Annotated in this window: 14 protein-coding genes; 9 read left to right on the top strand and 5 right to left on the bottom strand. The window is 61.5% G+C overall.

Annotated elements, in window-relative coordinates; all coding sequences use genetic code 11:
* Window positions 1-259 precede the first annotated feature (259 nt).
* The 3 genes from DK391_RS33720 to DK391_RS33710 form a co-directional block, all read right to left on the bottom strand.
* Complete coding sequence (locus DK391_RS33720) at window positions 260-3,313, bottom strand: efflux RND transporter permease subunit (protein WP_109482337.1); 3,054 nt, start codon at window positions 3,311-3,313, stop codon at window positions 260-262.
* 11 nt (window positions 3,314-3,324) lie between these two features.
* Complete coding sequence (locus DK391_RS33715) at window positions 3,325-4,476, bottom strand: efflux RND transporter periplasmic adaptor subunit (RefSeq protein WP_109482340.1); 1,152 nt, start codon at window positions 4,474-4,476, stop codon at window positions 3,325-3,327.
* Window positions 4,477-4,572: 96 nt separating this feature from the next.
* Window positions 4,573-6,015, bottom strand: coding sequence for an efflux transporter outer membrane subunit (locus DK391_RS33710; protein WP_239483031.1), 1,443 nt, complete (start codon window positions 6,013-6,015; stop codon window positions 4,573-4,575).
* Between DK391_RS33710 and DK391_RS45455 the strand changes: the two genes are divergently transcribed.
* Window positions 6,014-6,328 carry a hypothetical protein gene (locus tag DK391_RS45455; protein ID WP_239483030.1) on the top strand — a complete coding sequence of 105 codons (315 nt, stop codon included), beginning with the start codon at window positions 6,014-6,016 and terminating at the stop codon, window positions 6,326-6,328. The two genes, DK391_RS33710 and DK391_RS45455, sit on opposite strands and share 2 nt — an antisense overlap.
* Window positions 6,329-6,514: 186 nt before the next feature.
* Here the strand turns inward: DK391_RS45455 and DK391_RS33705 are convergent, their stop codons facing one another.
* The gene (locus DK391_RS33705) at window positions 6,515-6,985 is read right to left on the bottom strand and encodes a ferritin-like domain-containing protein (protein ID WP_109482336.1); all 471 of its coding nucleotides are present in this window, start codon (window positions 6,983-6,985) and stop codon (window positions 6,515-6,517) included.
* Between the two features lie 108 nt (window positions 6,986-7,093).
* Complete coding sequence (locus DK391_RS33700; RefSeq protein ID WP_109482335.1) at window positions 7,094-7,375, bottom strand: hypothetical protein; 282 nt, start codon at window positions 7,373-7,375, stop codon at window positions 7,094-7,096.
* A gap of 283 nt (window positions 7,376-7,658) precedes the next feature.
* Here DK391_RS33700 and DK391_RS33695 point away from each other — a divergent pair, with 283 nt between their 5' ends.
* The 8 genes from DK391_RS33695 (at window position 7,659) to zwf (ending at window position 17,531) form a co-directional block, all read left to right on the top strand.
* Window positions 7,659-7,952, top strand: coding sequence for a hypothetical protein (locus DK391_RS33695; protein WP_109482334.1), 294 nt, complete (start codon window positions 7,659-7,661; stop codon window positions 7,950-7,952).
* Window positions 7,953-8,023: 71 nt separating this feature from the next.
* Entirely contained in the window at window positions 8,024-8,737 is a 714-nt protein-coding gene (locus tag DK391_RS33690; protein ID WP_109482333.1) for a response regulator, read from the top strand.
* A complete protein-coding gene (locus DK391_RS33685) occupies window positions 8,734-10,119 on the top strand; it encodes an ATP-binding protein (protein WP_109482332.1) in 1,386 nt (461 codons plus the stop codon). Before DK391_RS33690 ends, DK391_RS33685 begins: the two co-directional genes overlap by 4 nt.
* 80 nt (window positions 10,120-10,199) lie before the next feature.
* Window positions 10,200-12,140 carry an amylo-alpha-1,6-glucosidase gene (locus DK391_RS33680; protein WP_109482331.1) on the top strand — a complete coding sequence of 647 codons (1,941 nt, stop codon included), beginning with the start codon at window positions 10,200-10,202 and terminating at the stop codon, window positions 12,138-12,140.
* Between the two features lie 130 nt (window positions 12,141-12,270).
* Window positions 12,271-12,765 carry a tlde1 domain-containing protein gene (locus DK391_RS33675; RefSeq protein ID WP_109482330.1) on the top strand — a complete coding sequence of 165 codons (495 nt, stop codon included), beginning with the start codon at window positions 12,271-12,273 and terminating at the stop codon, window positions 12,763-12,765.
* Window positions 12,762-13,010, top strand: coding sequence for a hypothetical protein (locus DK391_RS33670; protein WP_109482329.1), 249 nt, complete (start codon window positions 12,762-12,764; stop codon window positions 13,008-13,010). The genes DK391_RS33675 and DK391_RS33670 overlap by 4 nt, the downstream gene beginning before the upstream one ends.
* Window positions 13,011-13,105: 95 nt before the next feature.
* Window positions 13,106-15,844 carry a glucosidase gene (locus DK391_RS33665; protein WP_109482328.1) on the top strand — a complete coding sequence of 913 codons (2,739 nt, stop codon included), beginning with the start codon at window positions 13,106-13,108 and terminating at the stop codon, window positions 15,842-15,844.
* A gap of 118 nt (window positions 15,845-15,962) precedes the next feature.
* Entirely contained in the window at window positions 15,963-17,531 is a 1,569-nt protein-coding gene (gene zwf, locus DK391_RS33660) for a glucose-6-phosphate dehydrogenase (RefSeq protein WP_109482327.1), read from the top strand.
* Window positions 17,532-17,562: the final 31 nt, after the last annotated feature.

Below are 17,562 nucleotides of genomic sequence, written 5' to 3'. Positions count from 1 at the left end.
CATTGCAAATATCACACCGCGCTCTTCGGCGCTCAACTGTTCGTAGTTCTTTCCCATGCAACATATCCTAATCGGACCTGTTGCACTTGTATCTTGAAACCGCCCCTACTTTTCTTTGCGGCGGCAAAGAAAAGTAGGTGCTGCCCCGCACAGGGGCGACGCATGAAGCACCGACACCAAAACGCGGATGCCAGCAAAGGCAAAAGCAAACCAAACCAACAGCAAACCAAACCAACAGCGTCGCAGACAAAAAACCCCCTCACACCTCCGCCGCCAAACCCCGATCCTTATGCTGATCCGCAGCCAAAAACATATACATCGCCGGCACAACAAACAAAGTGAACAGCGTGCCAATAGAAAGCCCGGTAAAAATCACCAACCCCATGGCATTGCGCCCAGCCGCGCCGGCACCTGAGGCGATCACCAGCGGCAGAACCCCGAGCACCATCGCCGCCGTCGTCATGAGAATAGGCCGCAACCGCACAGCCGCCGCCTGCTCAAGCGCATCGCGTTTCGCCTGCCCAGCCCTCTGCAACTCGTTAGCAAACTGCACAATCAAAATGCCATGCTTGCTAACAAGCCCCATAAGCGTAACCAGCCCCACCTGCGTATAAATATTGAGCGTCGACAACCCGACATTAATAAAGATCAACGCCCCAAACAAAGCCATCGGCACAGAAACCAGAATCACAACCGGATCACGAAAGCTCTCGAACTGCGCAGCAAGCGCCAGAAACACGATGATCGTGGCGAACATCAGCGTAATCACAAAGCCGCCCGACTCCTGCACGAACTGTCGCGACAAGCCCGAATAATCCGCGCTATATCCGGCAGGCGCGGCATCCGTCGTAGCCTTGCGCAAGAAATCGAGCACCTCTCCCTGTGAAATGCCCGGCGCCACCACGCCTGAAATCGTCGCCGAGTTCAATTGCTGAAAATGATTGATCGATTCAGGCACGACGTTCTGCTTTAGATGCGTGACAGTCGAAGCCGGAATCACACTGCCATCCGGCGTGCGCAAATAATAGTCGAGCACCTGCGACGGATTCAGCCGGTCAGTCTGCAACACCTGCGGTATGACCTTGTAAGAGCGCCCCGCAATCGAAAAGTAATTCACGTAATTGCCGCCGAGCGCCGCGCCCAACGTCTGCCCGACATCGCTTTGCGACAGCCCCAGCGAAGCCACCTTGTCGCGATCCACTACCAGCACACTCTCCGGCTTGTCGATCTTCAGATCGCTATCGACGAAAAAGAACATGCCGCTTTCGCGCGCTTTCTGCAGCACTGCCTGCGACACTTCATTCAGGTTCTCGAACGGCTCCGTCGTGCTGATCACGAATTGCACCGGCAAGCCCTGCGCACCCGGCAACGGCGGAAACTGGAACGCCGCCACGCGCGCGCCCGCAATGCCGTTCCATTTGGCCTGCAATTCCTGCTGCAACTGCGTGGCGTTCTTCTTGCGCTTGTCCCATGTCTTGAACAGCACGCCGCCTATGCCCTGATTCAAGGTCGGCGCACCCGTCAGCTGGAACATCTGCGAGTACTCAGGCATGCCCTTCGAGATGTCGAACACCTGATCCGCGTAAGTCTGCATCTGCTGGATCGTCGCGTTAGGCGGCCCCTGGATCTGCGACAGCACGATGCCCTGATCTTCCTGCGGCGCCAGCTCCGATTGCGAAGTCATGAACAGATACACCGTGCCGCACAACAGCAACCCACCCATTACGATGAAGACGGGCCACGTATCGAGCATCGAGTGCAATAGCCGTGCATAGCCATGATGCACACGTTCGAATTGCCGGTCGATGAAGCGCGCAAAACGCCCCGACTCCTGATCGGCGCGGAAAAAGCGTGAGCACATCATCGGCGATAGACTCAACGCGATTACGCCCGATACGGCCACGGCACCCGCCAGCGTAAATGCGAACTCAGTGAAGAGCGCGCCCGTCAGGCCGCCCTGAAAACCAATCGGCAGATACACGGCGATCAGCACGACCGTCATCGCCAGAATCGGTCCGCCCAGTTCGCGCGCGGCGATCAGCGCGGCTTCGAAGGGCGGCTTGCCTTCTTCCTTCATGTGCCGGTCGACGTTCTCGACCACGATAATGGCATCGTCGACCACGAGGCCAATCGCGAGCACGAGCGCCAGCAAGGTCAGCAGGTTGATCGAGTAGCCAAGCAACTGCATCACGAAGAACGTGCCGATCAGCGAAAGCGGCATCGCGATCACGGGCACGATCACCGCGCGGAAGCTGCCGAGAAACAGAAAGATCACCACCGTGACGATCAGCAGCGCTTCGACCAGCGTCTTCACCACTTCTTCGATTGCCGTGTTGATGAAGTCCGTCGCGTCGTAGACGATGTCGCCTGTCATGCCCGTCGGGAACTGCTTTTGCAGTTCGGGGAAGATTGCCTTCACGCGCTTCGCGACATCGAGCACGTTCGCATCGGGCGCCACCTTGATACCGATGAACACCGAACGCTTGCCGCTGAACGCGACGTTGAAGTCATAGCTGTCCGCACCGAGCACGACGTTGCCGACATCTTCGAGTCGCACGATCGCGCCGTTCTTCTGCTTGACGACCAGCTTGCGGAAATCGTCGACGGAATGCAGGTCGGTGCCCGCATTCAGATCGACGCTGACCATCTGGCCTTTGGTGGTGCCGAGTGTCGCGAGATAGTTGTTGCTGCCGAGCGCAGTGAACACATCGGAAGCCGTGACGTTATGCGCGGCGAGCTTCGCCGAATCAAGCCATGCGCGCAGCGCGAATTGACGGCCGCCGAGAATTTCCGCCGTTTGCACGCCTTGCACCGAATCGAGCTTTGGCTTCACCACACGCAGCAGATAGTCAGTGACGTTGTTGCTCGGCAGCACGTCGCTGTAGAAGCCCATGTACATGGCGTCTGTGGTTTGCCCCGTCTGCACGGTCAGCACCGGCTGCTGCGCCTGCGGCGGCAACTGGTTGCGCACCGATGCGATCTGCGTGTTGATTTCCGTCAGCGCGCGGTTCGAGTCGTAGTTCAAACGCAGCGTCGCCGTGATGGTCGAGACGCCCGTCGTACTCGTCGACGACATGTAGTCGATGCCCTGCGCCTGCGCAATCGCCGATTCAAGCGGCTGCGTGATAAAACCCGCCATCGTGTCGGCGCTGGCGCCGTAATAGGCTGTCGTGATCGTCACGACGCCGTTTTCGGTTTGCGGATATTCGCTGACCTTCAGCGTCGACAGTGCGCGTGCGCCGAGTACGAGAATCAGCAGGCTCACGACACATGCGAGCACGGGCCGTTCGATAAAGATATCGGTGAATTTCATCGGGCGGCCTCTTATTGTTCCTGAGGCGTCGGATTAGGACTGTCGGCGGGTTGCACGCGGTTGTCGATGACGAGCGGCGTGCCGTTCTTCAGCTTCAGTTGTCCGCTCGTCACCACTTGCGCACCTTCGCCAATACCCTTGAGGATCGCCACCTGATCGCCACGCGTCGGCCCCGGCGTGACGAACACCTGTTGCGCGATGGGCATGATCTTGCCTTGTGCATCCTTATGCTCGCCCGGCTTGACGACGAAAACCGTCGCACCGTACGGGTTGTAGGTAATCGCCGTTTGCGGCAGCGTCAGATAGCGCTCTTCGTTGCCCGCGTCGATCTTCACGTTGGCGTACATGCCGGGTAGCAGCTTGCGCTCGCGGTTATCGACAGTCGCTTCGATCTGCACGTTGCGCGTGGTGTTGTCCACGCGCGGGTTGATCGAGCGGATCTTGCCGTCGAACGTGCGGCTCGCGTAGGCATTCGTATCGACGACGATCGTCTGTCCCACCTGCAATTGCCCAAGCTGCTGCTGCGGCAGATAGAAGTCGGCGTAAATGGGATCGATGGCCTGCAGCGTGACGATCGCATCGCCCGGATTGATGTACTGGCCAGGATTGACGGTAGTGATACCCACGCGTCCCGCGAACGGCGCGCGGATGGTTTTCTTCTCGACGAGCGCAGCCTGCTGATCCACCTGCGCGCGTTTGCTTTTGAGGTCGGCAGCATCGGCATCGAGTTGCGCCTTGGCGATGGCCTGAATGTCGTACTGCGCCTTGTCGCGCTTGTAGACCGTCTGTGCGAGTTCTGCCGCCGCTTGCAGTGACGCGAGCAGCGCGCGATCGGAATCGTCGTTCAGGCGCACCAGCACCTGACCCGCTTTGACTTCCTGGCCCGAACTGAACGGAATCTCGCGCACGAGGCCTGGCACTTCCGTCGTCACGTCCACGCCGCGCACCGCACGCAAACTGCCGACAGCCGATAGCTGCGGCTGCCACGTCTGATATTGCGCGACAGCAGCCGTTACGGTCGCAGCGGGCGTCGCGTTGCTCGCCATGAACTGCTTGATCATGTGCGCCTTGAACAGGTTGAAGCCGACCAGCGCAGCGAGCAGAACGCCCACGCAGATCAGCATGATGATCATCCGTTTTGTCATCGGTCTTTTCGTCGTCATCGTCGTGTCCTTGCACGGCAAACTGGTGAGGCGCGACATGCGTCCGGCGCGCGCAGCGGCCTCATCGCATGCGACGCGCGTTCGCTATCGAAGCAATCAATGTGGCGTGGCAGCGGGCGTGGTCTCGTTAGCCTGACTCGTGGCCGCATCGTTCCACCAGCCGCCGCCGAGCGCCTGGAACAGCGCAGCCGTATCCGCATAGCGTGCGGCCTGCGCCTGCGCGAGATTCACGACGGTCTGCTGGTATTGCCGCTGCGCATCGAGCAGGGCCAGATAGCTCACGCCGCCGACACGAAACTGCCCGCGCGTCAGATCGAGCGATGCACTCGCCGAGCGCCACGCGTCCGTTTGCGCAGCAAGCCCGGTTGCATCGTGTTCGAGTGCGCGCAAGGTATCGGCGACGTTCTGGAATGCGAGCAACACGGTCTGCCGGTATTGCGCGTTGGCCTGATCGAATGCGGCTTCTGCGGCGCGTTTCTGCGCCGTCAGCTGGCCGCCATGAAAGAGCGGCTGCACGATGCCTGCGCCGATGCTCCAGATCGTGTCCGCCGATTTGAACAGGCCAGCCGGCGTGAGCGCCTGCGTGCCATAGCTCGCGGACAGCTTGATCTGCGGATACAGGTTCGCCGTCGCCACGCCGACCTGGGCGCTCGCCTGATGCAAGGTAGCGTCGGCGGCAAGTATGTCGGGCCGTTGCCTGACAAGCGACGAAGGCAAACTCACGGGCAGGCTTTGCGGCAGCGTGAACATCGCGAGCCTGAATTCGGGCACGCCCGCATCGCTCGGCGGTTTGCCTGCCAGCACGGCAAGCTGATGCCGCGTCTGATCGAGCGACTGGCGCAGCGGCGGCAGCGTGGCGCGCGTCTGCGCGAGCAGGGTTTCCTGCGAGAGCACGGCAGTGCGGCCCACGCCGCCAAGATCGAACTGCTTGCGCAACACGCCGAGTTGCGCATCTTCATCGGCGGCGATGCGTTCAGTCGCGTCGATCTGCTCGCGCAACGAGGCTTCCTTCACGGCCGCGGTGACGATGTTCGCCGACAGCGCGAGATAGGCCGCCTGCAACTGATAGCTCTGGTAATCGATCTGCGTGTGCAGCGCTTCGAGTTCGCGCCGCGAGCCGCCGAACACATCGAGGTTGTACGACACATTCACCGACGCGTTATACAGGTTCAGTTCTTCCGTCAGCCCTGGCTGACCGAATGTCACGCCATTGAACTTCTCGCGTGTCGCATTGAGTTGGGCATCGACGGATGGATAGAGCAGGCCGCCCACTTGCGCGCGGTAGTTTTCGCTGGCCTGTCTCAACGCCGCCTGCGCTGCGGCAATGTTGGGACTGTTGGCGAGCGCTTCGCGGATCAGTGCATCGAGCGGCTCGCAATGGAATAGCGTCCACCATTGCGCGGGAATGTCCTGTGCCGCCACGAACTGCTGAGGCACGCCCGATGCGCCTGGCGACGATGCCGTTTGCTCCGGCAAAGGCTTAGGTGTGTAGGCGTTCGTGTCGGGCGGAGCAGGCGTGCGGTAATCGGGGCCGACCATGCAACCCGACAGTGGCAGCAACGCGGCACTGAGAATGGCGAAGGCCGCCGCAATCGAAACGTTGGAAACACCAGAAGTACGGAGTACGCCGGATTCGCAACGCGAAGAACGGCGCAAGGCCAAGCATGAAAGTCTATGCAAACGACTGCGACTGAAACTGCCGGTGACGTCATCGGTCATCTATCCACCTTGTCATACCTGCGCGGACTACGAACGAAACAACGAATGCAGAATTCAACAGCCTGATGCCGCGCATAGCCTAGCATGGGTCATCGCCAATGCGATCATGCTTGCAGAAGCTTTAGGGGAATAGAGAGGGTTTGCGGCGCGTAAACGTTAAATGCAGAACGTGCGCAAAGATATGCAGCGACAGTAGCGGGAGATAGATGAACTGTTCGGTGAGCGATCTAATGCCGCTCAGAACGATGATTTGACAATTGAGGGTGCTACGCCTTATTGACGATCGCACCCTCACTCATCGATAGCAGCGCAAGGCGACTCAATGCGACCCGCCACGCTCGCCCGATGTGGCCACCGTGCCGGGCTTGCGCAGCATCTTGTCGACTTCGCCTGCGTGCATCTCTTCGACGGCAATCATCTGCCGCGCATATTCTTCGAGTGCGACCGAGCGGTCTTTCGTGAGGTCGAGCAGATCGCGATACAGCCCCAGCGCGACTTCTTCCGCTGTCAGCGACTCGTGCAGGATGGACGCGATATCGGTCGTATGCGAGTCGAGCAAAGGCCCGATGCCAAGCGATGGATACTCGCCGAGCGTGGTGATCCATTCGCCTGCCTGATGCGCGTGCAGCAATGATTCGTCGGCCTGCTGGCGCAGCCACGACACGATGGGAATGCGGCCGAAGCCGAACACGAGAAAAGAGTAGTGCGTGTAACGGACCACGCCTGCCAGCTCGGATTCGAGAATCTGGTTCAGCACGGCGATGACCTTGACCTTGTCGATGTCTGGCATGTGGCCCTCCGCGATACAGGTCGACGGCAACAGAGGCTTTTATTGTTGGCTTCGCCTCCGTAAAGATCAAGGTGCGATTCCCTGTGATGGCCGCGTTCCGTGGTCACGTCAGCGCACGACGACGACGGGCACGGCAATCGTCCCATACGGCAGGGCTTTTGCAGGCATGGGTGGCGGCACGACGGCAACATACGGCACCACCGGCGCGACCGGCACGATGGGTACGACGACAGGCGGTTGCGGCGGCACGTAATAGAGCGTGCGGGCAGGCGCATAAACGGCGGCGGGCACGTAGGCCGCATGAATGAAGACGGTGCCGGCAAAGGCGCTCGTCGAACAGGCGATACCCATGGCGGCGATCGCGGACGTACAGGCTGAGCGAATAGTCACATGAAACTCCCGAAGCAGACGGCAGCAGGACGTTGCTGCCGACGTGCAAACGATACGCAACGCATCGGCTCATGGGCAGCGATGACTTATTTCATTCGATGTCGGAAAAAGCACGCTCATGTTTGTAGCGTTCACTGCGAAATACGCCGCGCCTGCATGACATATCCCGACATAAGTTTGAAATTGATTTGCATGCGCCGGACTACCAGAATTCGCTTCGCCAACGACGAATCGCAACACGACGTAGCGAAGAAGTTGAACGAAACGATGATGGAGATGGAACATGAAGAAGTGGATCGCTATTCTGGCTTTGTGCATTGCATCGACGGGCGTGATGGCGCAAACCGCGCCGCAGCCGACGGCCGGCTCGCCGCGCATGGAGCGCATGATGCAGCAGTTGCAGGAACGCTTCGCTGCCGCCAACACCACGCATGATGGCAAGCTGACGCTCGCTCAGGCGCAGTCGGGCATGCCACGCGTCGCGCAGCATTTCAATGAAATCGACACGCAGAAGCAGGGCTTTGTGACGCTCGCGCAGATCGAGCAGTTCATGGCGCAGCGCGCGGGATCGCACTGACGGAAAAACGGGTCGGCATGAGGCTACACTGTGGCAACTGGCCGCTAACATGAGTGACGAAGGAGTCTTGCATGGACCGACCCGCCCGCATCATCGTGCTCGACGACGAAGCGGAACTCCGCAACATGCTGCAGCGCTTTCTGAGCGGACATGGCTTCGAAGTCCGCGCTGTCGAAAACAGCAAGCGGCTCGAGCGCTATCTGCAGCGCGAGCCGTATGACCTGCTGGTGCTCGATCTGATGATTGGTGAAGAAGACGGCCTGCAGATCTGCGCAAAGCTGCGGGCAGAAGGGCATACGCTGCCCATTCTGATGCTCACGGCCAAGGGCGATCCGCTCGATCGGGTGATCGGTCTCGAAACTGGCGCCGACGATTACCTCGCCAAACCCTTCCTGCCGCGCGAACTGGTGGCGCGTATCAACGCGTTGCTGCGCCGCCAGAAAATCGCCTCGAACGATCCGACCGTAACGACGCAAACGCTGCGCTTCGGTGACTTCCGGCTCGATGTCGGCAAGCAGACCCTCTATAAACAGGACGATCTCCTCGAGTTGCATTCAGCGCAGATGCTGCTGCTGACGGCGCTCGCGGCGTCGCCCAATCGCGCGGTGAGCCGCGACAATCTGATCGCGCGCGCCAGAGGCCGCGATCACGACGCGCTCGACCGCAGTATCGACGTGCAGATTCTGCGTCTGCGGCAGGCGATCGAAAACGATCCGGCGAAGCCGCGTTTCATCAAGACAGTGTGGGGCGTCGGCTATATGCTGGTCGCCGACGTCGACGTATGAGCACGCGCGTGCTGCGACACCTGCTGCCGCGCAGCGTGCTGGCGCGCAATATCGCGCTGCTGATCGTGCTGGTCGCGTTCACTCAGGTTGCTTCGCTGAGCGTGCTGATCCATTACGTGCAGAAGCCGCGTGTCGAACGTGCGGCGGCCGTGTTCGGCACGTACATCAAGACGCTCGACAACGCACTGTCGGCCTCGCCCGAAGATGCGCGCGACACGCTCGTCGCGCGGCTCGACGCCCGCAGCGAGCCGCCCGCCGAAGCCGTGTCGGAGCCGCGCGTGCGTCTGCTCGCGTTCTACCGCACGTACCAACTCGCGACGTTTCTCGACACGCTGCATCGCTATCTGCCGGCGGGAACGGAAGTGCGCTGGCAAGGCGCGCCGCATCCACGCATGTGGATACGCATGCACGTCGCGCGCACGCCTTACTGGATCGGCTTGCAGGTGCCGGAAGAAGCGCAGGGCGGCGGCATGCTGACGGCGGTGCTGCTGTCGCTTGGACTCGCCACGCTTGCAGCGTTGACCGGCTTTGCCTTGCAGGCGCATCTGAACCGCCCATTGCGGGAGCTTGCGCAGGCTGCGCGGCACGTCAGCGCGGGCGAGACGCCGCCGCCATTGCCCGTCGATGGCCCGACGGAAATCGCCCAGGTCAGCGGCGCATTCAACCAGATGACGCAGGCCTTGCAGCAAGCCGAGGCGACCCGCGCGATGATGCTGGCCGGCATCTCGCACGACATTCGCACGCCGCTCACCAAGCTGCGTCTTGCGATGGCGATGGCGCAGGACACCAATGGCGACGAGGCCTTCGTCAGCGCGGCGGAATCGTATCTCGATCAGATCGACACGATTCTCCAGCAGTTCATGGACTATGCGGGCAGCGGCGAGCGCGAGACGCCGCAATCGGGCGATCTGAATGCGCTGATCAGCCAGCTTGCCGCTGATTTTGCCGGGCTTGGGCACGAGTTCGATCTGCAGCTGGACGAATTGCCCGAGCACGCGTTCCGGCCGATCACGATGATGCGGCTGGTGATGAACCTGATGCAGAACGCTGTCGTCTACGGGCAAACGGGTCTCGCGGTGAGAACGTGGGCCGATGCGCAGGCGATCTACGTGGCCGTCGGCGATCGCGGCAAAGGTCTGAGCGTGGAAGAACTGGAACAGCTCAGGGCGCCGTTCCAGCGCGGCAAGAATGCACACGGAAAATCGGGTGGCACGGGCCTCGGACTGGCGATTGTCGAGCGCATCGCGCGGCTGCATGGCGGCAGGCTGGAATTTCATGCACGCGAAGGCGGCGGCCTCGAAGTGTGGGCCGTCCTGCCGATCCAGCGCGATTCGCGCGTAGCGGGCGCGGGCGAGCGGCCCGTTGCGCAGCAGGCCGTTTGAGCATGCGAGACATTTCATGCGCGAGCCGCTAATCTGTCGGCTGTCCTGATCCGGGCCGCCCGCACACGGCGGCAGCAGCGATGACACGCGTCGACCCTCCTTTCGATATCGAACATCTGGAACGCGAATGGCTCGAAGCCGATGGCTTCGGCGGATTTGCGTCGGGTACTGCCGGCATGCTGCGCACGCGCCGCTATCACGCGTTGCTGCTGACGGCGACACGCGCGCCCGCGGGCCGCATCGTGCTCGTCAACGGCATCGAGGCGTGGGTCGAGATGAACGGCCAGCGCTATCCGCTGTCGATGCAGCGCTACGCACCCGATATCGTGTATCCCGACATCGCCGCGAGTCTGATCGGCTTCGACACGGCGCCGTGGCCGACGTGGCGGTTCCGGATCGACGCGCAAACGCGCGTGATCGCGGAGGCATTTGTTGCGAAGGCAACGTGCGAAACGGTGCTGCGCTGGCGCGTCGAGCGTGAGGGCGACGCCCGGCGTGACACTGCGGTCACGCTGCATGTGCGGCCTTTGCTGTCGGGCCGCGATTATCACGGGCTGCATCACGAGAATGGCGCGTTCGATTTCGCAGCGTCTATCGACGTTGAATGTGTGCAATGGCAGCCGTATCACGATCTGCCCGTGATTCACGCGATGACGAACGGCGCGTATGAGCATGCGCCCGACTGGTATCGCAACTTCTGCTATGTGCGCGAACGTGAGCGTGGCCTCGACTTCACCGAAGATCTCGCGACACCCGGTGTTTTCCGGTTCGATCTCGTTTCGGATGCGGCCGTGATGATTCTGAGCGCGCGTGTTTCGAATAGCGCGGCAGCGGGTGCGGTGCAGCAGGCGAACGCGCTTGCCGCGACCGAGATGGACCGCCGTGCTGCCTTCACCTCACGTTTGCATCGTTCCGCCGATGCCTATGTCGTCGCGCGCGCGGCGGGCCGCACGATTGTCGCGGGCTTTCCGTGGTTCACCGATTGGGGCCGCGACACCTTCATCGCCATGCGGGGTCTGCTGATCGCGACAGGGAGGATCGCGGACGCCGAATCTATTCTGCTCGCGTGGGCGGGCACCATCTCGCAGGGGATGTGTCCGAACCGCTTTCCCGATTACGGCGATGAACCCGAATACAACTCGGTCGATGCGTCGCTATGGTTCGTGGTGGCCGCGCACGATTATCTGGCGACCGGGCACGCATCTGACGCGACGCGCGAGCGTCTGCATGAAGCCGTCGAAACGATCCTGTCGGGCTACACGCAAGGCACGCGCTACGGCATTCGTGCCGACGACGACGGCCTGCTGCGCGCCGGCGTGCCTGGTGTGCAGCTGACGTGGATGGATGCCAAAGTCGGCGACTGGGTCGTCACGCCGCGCATCGGCAAGCCGGTCGAAGTGCAGGCGTTGTGGTTCAACGCATTGCGCATTGCAGCACAGTGGAATCCGCGCTGGAGCGCAGCCGCCGATCGCGTGGCAACTTCATTCGTGCAACGCTTCGTCGATCCGCAAACGGGCGCGCTGTTCGATAACGTCGATGTCGATCATGTGCCGGGTGCCGTCGACCGTTCGATCCGGCCCAACCAGATCTTCGCGGCGGGCGGCTTGCCGTTTGCGCTGATCGAAGGCGACGCCGCGCGCGCGGGGGTCGCGCAGGTCGAGGCGCATTTGCTGACGCCACTGGGCTTGCGCACCTTGTCGCCGGAAGATCCCGCCTATCGCGGCCGCTATGCGGGCGGTCCGCTCGAACGTGACGGCGCGTATCACCAGGGGACGGTGTGGCCATGGCTGCTCGGCCCGTTCGTCGAAGCATGGCTGCGCGTGCAGCGTCCTGACGCTGCGCTGCACAGCGCAGCACGCGAACGCTTTCTCGCGCCGCTCGACGCGCATCTGGACCACGCGGGCCTCGATCACCTCTCCGAAGTCGCTGACGGCGATGCGCCGCACGCGCCGGGCGGCTCGCCGTTCCAGGCGTGGTCGCTGGGTGAACGGTTGAGGATTGGCAGGCTGCTGGATGAATAAACGTTGTCCGGACGTAAATCGTTAGCAAACGATTCCGGATGCTTGAATCGGATCAAGGCGCGCTTTTAGGATTCGAGGGTTGCATGTGCAGCATGAACCTTCGTAAAAACCTCTCAGGTGAAAAGATCCTATGGCCGATTCATACGCATCGGAACGTGCGGTCCCAGAAATTCCGCTCTGTCGGTCGGCGGCCCTTTCTCTGTCATTCGATGGGCGGCGGCTGACAATGGGAGGCGTCGGACCTTTTCGCGTCTATGCTGCCGTGTCTGGCCGTCCACTCGATAACGGGTCGTTTGACTATTCTTTGGCGCGACAATGCGAACCCGAGCAAGGCCCGATTCCCGAGGGCAGATACTGGATAAAGCCGTCGCAGATGTGGACCAACCGCTGGTACAGTCTTGCACCACGCTCGGCGTGGGGTAATCATCGGATTACTATCCATGTCTTTCCCGGGACACAAACCCATGACCGCGGCGGGTTCTTCATTCACGGCGGCACGCACTCAGGAAGCGCTGGCTGCATCAATCTTCATATGGCAATGGAGGCGTTTGTTCGAGATCTCCAGGCCGCAGTCGGAAACATCCCCGATTGTTATATCCCGCTGTCCGTCCGTTACCCCCAATGAACACAAGCCGAACGGTGCGTGCTGCGCTGCTTGTCGCCATCTGCATGGCCACACTGCTTGTCGTGGCGTTTAATATTGCAAATCTGGTCGAGGCATACGGCAACGGGCCGCCGTACTACTCACGCACTGTTAACATGGATAAATGGCAGAGTCCGTTGCCTGTCCTTGCTGCCATCGACATGGCCGCGTTGCTCATACTCGCCTTTGCCGTGCGCTGCTGGAGGCGCGCAGACAAGCGTCAGTAGGCGACGATCACGGATTGCCCACTTCCCCGACGCGATCGCCCCAAACCGCGCTACGATGTGACTCCCACCGTCACCCGAGAGACGAGGACGCTGCCATGCCTCCGCTGCGCGCTGGAAACCTGCTTGCGACCGTCGAAGGAATCCGTCTGCACTCTACCGAGTGCGCACGATGGCAGCGCTGGGGTCCGTATCTGAGCGAGCGTCAGTGGGGCACGGTGCGCGAGGATTACAGCCCGAACGGCACTGCCTGGGAGTACTTCCCCCACGATCACGCGCGCAGTCGCGCCTACCGCTGGGGCGAAGACGGCATCGGCGGATTCGGCGACGACACCTTGAACTGGTGCGTTTCGGTGGCGATGTGGAATCGCGCCGATCCCATTCTCAAGGAGCGCCTCTTCGGTCTGACCAACCAGGAAGGCAATCACGGCGAGGACGTCAAGGAGTTGTATTTCTATCTCGACGGCACGCCGACGCATTCGTACATGCGGATGCTCTATAAGTATCCGCATGGCGCGTTTCCGTATCAGGATCTCGTCGAAGAGAACGGGCGGCGGGGCGCGGATCTACCCGAATATGAAGTGCTCGATACGGGCATATTCGACGATCTGCGCTATTTCGACGTGACCGTCGAATACGCGAAGAACTCGCCCGAAGACATCGTGATGCGCGTCACCGTCGAGAACCGCGCGGACCAGTCGGCCAGTCTCGATCTGCTGCCGCAAATCTGGGCGCGCAACAAGTGGTCGTGGAAAGACACAGGCGAACGCCCGCGGCTCACGAAGGAAACCGTGCACGGCGTCACGCGTCTGCTCGGCACGCATCCGGGTCATGAGCCGATTGTCGTGACGGCATGGTCGCCCGATACGACGGTCTTCGAATGGCTCTTCTGCGAGAACGATACCAACGTCAGGCGCCATTTCAACATGGACGCGCCAGGTCCGTTCAAGGATGGCTTCAATGATTACCTCGTGCACGGCGATGTCGATGCGGTGCGGCGCGACGCCGGCACGAAGGCAGGCGCGCACGTGCCGATGAATCTTCCGCCGCACGGCACGGCGGTCGTTTATCTGCGCTGGCGTCCCGAGTCCTGCGCCGATGAATCGCCACTCGATGTCGAGCAGCTGTTCACGCAGCGCATCGCCGAAGCGGACGCTTTCTATGCGGCGTTGCAGCACGAAATCGACGGCGAAGATGAGCGTCTCGTGCAGCGTCAGGCGCTGGCCGGCATGCTCTGGTCGAAGCAGTACTACCAGTTCGATGTGGAGCGCTGGCTCGACGGCGACCCGCTGCAGCCCACGCCGCCCGCATCGCGCAAGCAGGGCCGTAACCGCGACTGGCGGCACTTGTGCAATGCCGACATCGTGTCGATGCCCGATAAATGGGAGTACCCGTGGTACGCATCGTGGGATCTCGCGTTTCACGCTGCCGCGTTCGCGCTGATCGATCCCGCGTTTGCAAAACGTCAGCTACTGCTGCTCGTGAAAGACCGCTACATGCATCCGAACGGGCAGATCCCTGCGTACGAATGGGCGTTCGGCGATGCCAATCCGCCCGTGCATGCATGGGCCGCGTGGCGCGTCTATGAAATCGACCGTGCATTGACGGGCAAGGGGGATCGCGATTTCCTCGAACTGGTCTTTCACAAGCTGCTGCTGAACTTCGCGTGGTGGGTGAATCGCAAGGATGCCGACGGCCGCAATATTTTCCAGGGCGGCTTTCTCGGTCTGGATAACGTCGGCATTTTCGACCGTTCGTCGCCGCTGCCGACAGGCGGTCATATCGATCAGGCCGACGGCACGGCATGGATGGCCGCCTACGCGCTTGACCTCATGCGCATCGCGCTCGAACTGGCGTTTGCGAATCACGTATTCGTCGATATCGGTGTGAAGTTCTTCGAGCACTTCCTGTACATCGCGCAGGCCGTCAGTTGCGAAGACAACTGTGAAACCGGCCTGTGGGACAGCGAAGACGAATTCTTCTACGACAAGCTGCGTCTGCCCGACGGCACCAATGTGCCGATGCGCGTGCGCTCGATTGTCGGCCTGATTCCGCTGATCGCCGTGCATGTGCTCGAAGAGCGGCTGCATGGTTCGCTGCCGGGCTTGCGCGACCGTCTCATCTGGTTCCTGCGCAACAAGCCCGATCTGGCGAAGCTCGTGTCGCGCTGGAACGATCCCGGTCATGGCAACAGTTTGCTGCTCTCGCTATTGCGCGGGCATCGGATGAAGGCGCTGCTGAAGCGCGCGCTCGACGAGGCCGAGTTCCTGTCCGATCACGGTCTGCGTGCGCTGTCGCGTGTGCACCGCGATCAACCTTATGTTTATCACCACAATGGCCAGAGCTTCGGCGTGAAGTATCTGCCTGCCGAATCGGATTCGCGCGTGTTTGGCGGCAATTCGAACTGGCGCGGGCCGGTGTGGATGCCCGTCAACTATCTGCTGATCGAGTCGCTCTACGAGTTTCACCGCTATTACGGCGATGATTTCCGCGTCGAATATCCGACGGGTTCGGGCAACAAGCTGTCCTTGTCCGAAATCGCCGATGCACTCGCGAAGCGCACGACCACCCTGTTCCTGAAGGACAAGAACAACGAGCGTCCCGTGATGGCCGCGTATCCGCTGTTGCAGGCGGACCCGCGTTCGCAGGATCTCGTGCTGTTTCACGAATACTTTCACGGTGATAATGGCCGCGGCGTAGGTGCGTCGCATCAGACTGGCTGGACGGGCCTCGTTGCCTTGCTGCTGCAACCGCGTGCGCTGGCGAGTTCAGGCGTCGTGCCTGACACGGGCGAAGAAGCGCCGGAACCCGAGCGCGTAGCGGATTCCGTGAAGTAGATCGCGTGAAGTTGACTGCGCCGCTCGCGGCCCGCGCGGGGTTCGATTGAACCTCGTGGCGTGGCGGCGGGTCTTTCAGATATTGCCACCCGTATGGCTCATCGACGGAAAGACTGCCATGACCAATGACGCTCACGACGCTTCATCGAACACCCCGCAAGCCAGTTGCAAGATTGGCGCAGGACCGCATGCCGCTGCCGGACCCGCAGGCAAGCATCCAGCGCCGCCTTGCACGCTGGTGATCTTCGGCGCGGGCGGTGATCTGACCAAGCGGCTGCTGACGCCGTCGCTCTACAACCTGACCGTCGACGGCCTGCTCGACGACGGCATGCAGATCATCGGCGTGAATCACGGCGAGCGCGAAACGAAGGCGTGGGTCGACGATCTTGGCCAGTCGCTGCAGCAGTTCGCCGCCGACAAGAAAAGCAAGGTCGACGACAAGGCGTGGCAGTGGCTCTCATCGCGCATGGAGTACATGGCGGGCGAGTTCGAAGCCGACGATGTGTTCGAAGCGCTCAAGCAGCGTATCGACAAGACCTCGCACGGCAATGCGATCTTCTATCTCGCGGTGGGCGCGCGCTTTTTCAGGCCGATTGTCGAACGGCTCGGCAAGGCTGGTTTGCTGAAAGAAGACAAGGAACGCGAGGGCAACTTCCGGCGTCTCGTGATCGAAAAGCCGTTTGGCACGGACCTCGCGTCGGCGCGCGATCTGCCCGCGCACATTCTGCAATTCGCCGATGAATCGCAGGTCTATCGTATCGATCACTTTCTCGGCAAGGACACGGTACAAAGCATTCTGGCCGTGCGTTTCGCCAATGCGATGTTCGAGCCAATATGGCGGCGCGAGTATATCGACAGCGTGCAGATCACGGCATCCGAAACGCTCGGCGTGGAAGGGCGCGGCAAGTTCTACGAGCAGACGGGCGCATTCCGCGACATGGTGCCGAACCATCTGTTCCAGTTGCTCGCGATGGTCGCGCTGGAACCGCCCAATTCGTTCGACGCCGAAGCCGTGCGCGACAAGAAGGCCGAACTCTTCGCCGCCATCGAGCCGCTCAAGCGCGACGACGTCGTGTTCGGCCAGTACGAGAAGGGCGGTGCGGGCGTGGGGTATCGCGAGGAACCCGACGTTGCGCGCGACAGCATCACGGAGACTTACGCGGCTGCGCGCGTGTTCATCGACAACTGGCGCTGGGCGGGTGTGCCGTTCTATCTGCGCACGGGCAAGCGCATGACCACGCGCCGCACGGAAATTGCGGTGCAGCTGAAGCGTGTGCCGTTTCTGATGTTCCGCGACACGCCCGTCGAAGCGCTGACACCGAACGTATTCACCTTGCGCATCGATCCCGCGCACGGCACGCGCTTCGATTTCAATGTGAAGGTGCCGGGTCCGACGATGCAGATCGGCGCGGTGCGCTCCGCATTCAACTACAACGATTTCTTCGAAGAGCACGCGAACGTCGGCTACGAAACGCTGCTGTACGACTGCATGCTCGGCGACGAGACGCTGTTTCAGCGCGCCGACAGCATCGAGTCGGGCTGGTGCGCAGTCGAAGGCGTGCTGCATCCGGAGGGCGGCCCGTTGCCCGTGCACGGCTACGCGGCGGGCAGCAGCGGTCCGGCGGAAGCCGACGCACTGCTGGCGCGCGATGGCCACGCGTGGCGCTCGCTGCAAGACGCCGAATAGACCTGTCACAACACTAACCAGAGGGGGACGA

Source organism: Paraburkholderia sp. C35 (assembly GCF_003121405.1).
Taxonomy (GTDB): domain Bacteria; phylum Pseudomonadota; class Gammaproteobacteria; order Burkholderiales; family Burkholderiaceae; genus Paraburkholderia.
This window is presented reverse-complemented; position numbering and strand designations above follow the sequence as displayed.

Bases quoted from the DNA above. Each gene is read 5' to 3' on its own strand.
- DK391_RS33670 (WP_109482329.1), top strand. From the start codon at position 12,762: ATGAACACAAGCCGAACGGTGCGTGCTGCGCTGCTTGTCGCCATCTGC.
- DK391_RS33695 (WP_109482334.1), top strand. From the start codon at position 7,659: ATGAAGAAGTGGATCGCTATTCTGGCTTTGTGCATTGCATCGACGGGC.
- DK391_RS33665 (WP_109482328.1), top strand. From the start codon at position 13,106: ATGCCTCCGCTGCGCGCTGGAAACCTGCTTGCGACCGTCGAAGGAATC.
- DK391_RS33685 (WP_109482332.1), top strand. From the start codon at position 8,734: ATGAGCACGCGCGTGCTGCGACACCTGCTGCCGCGCAGCGTGCTGGCG.
- DK391_RS45455 (WP_239483030.1), top strand. From the start codon at position 6,014: ATGCAACCCGACAGTGGCAGCAACGCGGCACTGAGAATGGCGAAGGCC.
- DK391_RS33675 (WP_109482330.1), top strand. From the start codon at position 12,271: ATGGCCGATTCATACGCATCGGAACGTGCGGTCCCAGAAATTCCGCTC.
- zwf (WP_109482327.1), top strand. From the start codon at position 15,963: ATGACCAATGACGCTCACGACGCTTCATCGAACACCCCGCAAGCCAGT.
- DK391_RS33705 (WP_109482336.1), bottom strand. From the start codon at position 6,985: ATGCCAGACATCGACAAGGTCAAGGTCATCGCCGTGCTGAACCAGATT.
- DK391_RS33715 (WP_109482340.1), bottom strand. From the start codon at position 4,476: ATGACGACGAAAAGACCGATGACAAAACGGATGATCATCATGCTGATC.
- DK391_RS33720 (WP_109482337.1), bottom strand. From the start codon at position 3,313: ATGAAATTCACCGATATCTTTATCGAACGGCCCGTGCTCGCATGTGTC.
- DK391_RS33710 (WP_239483031.1), bottom strand. From the start codon at position 6,015: ATGGTCGGCCCCGATTACCGCACGCCTGCTCCGCCCGACACGAACGCC.
- DK391_RS33680 (WP_109482331.1), top strand. From the start codon at position 10,200: ATGACACGCGTCGACCCTCCTTTCGATATCGAACATCTGGAACGCGAA.
- DK391_RS33690 (WP_109482333.1), top strand. From the start codon at position 8,024: ATGGACCGACCCGCCCGCATCATCGTGCTCGACGACGAAGCGGAACTC.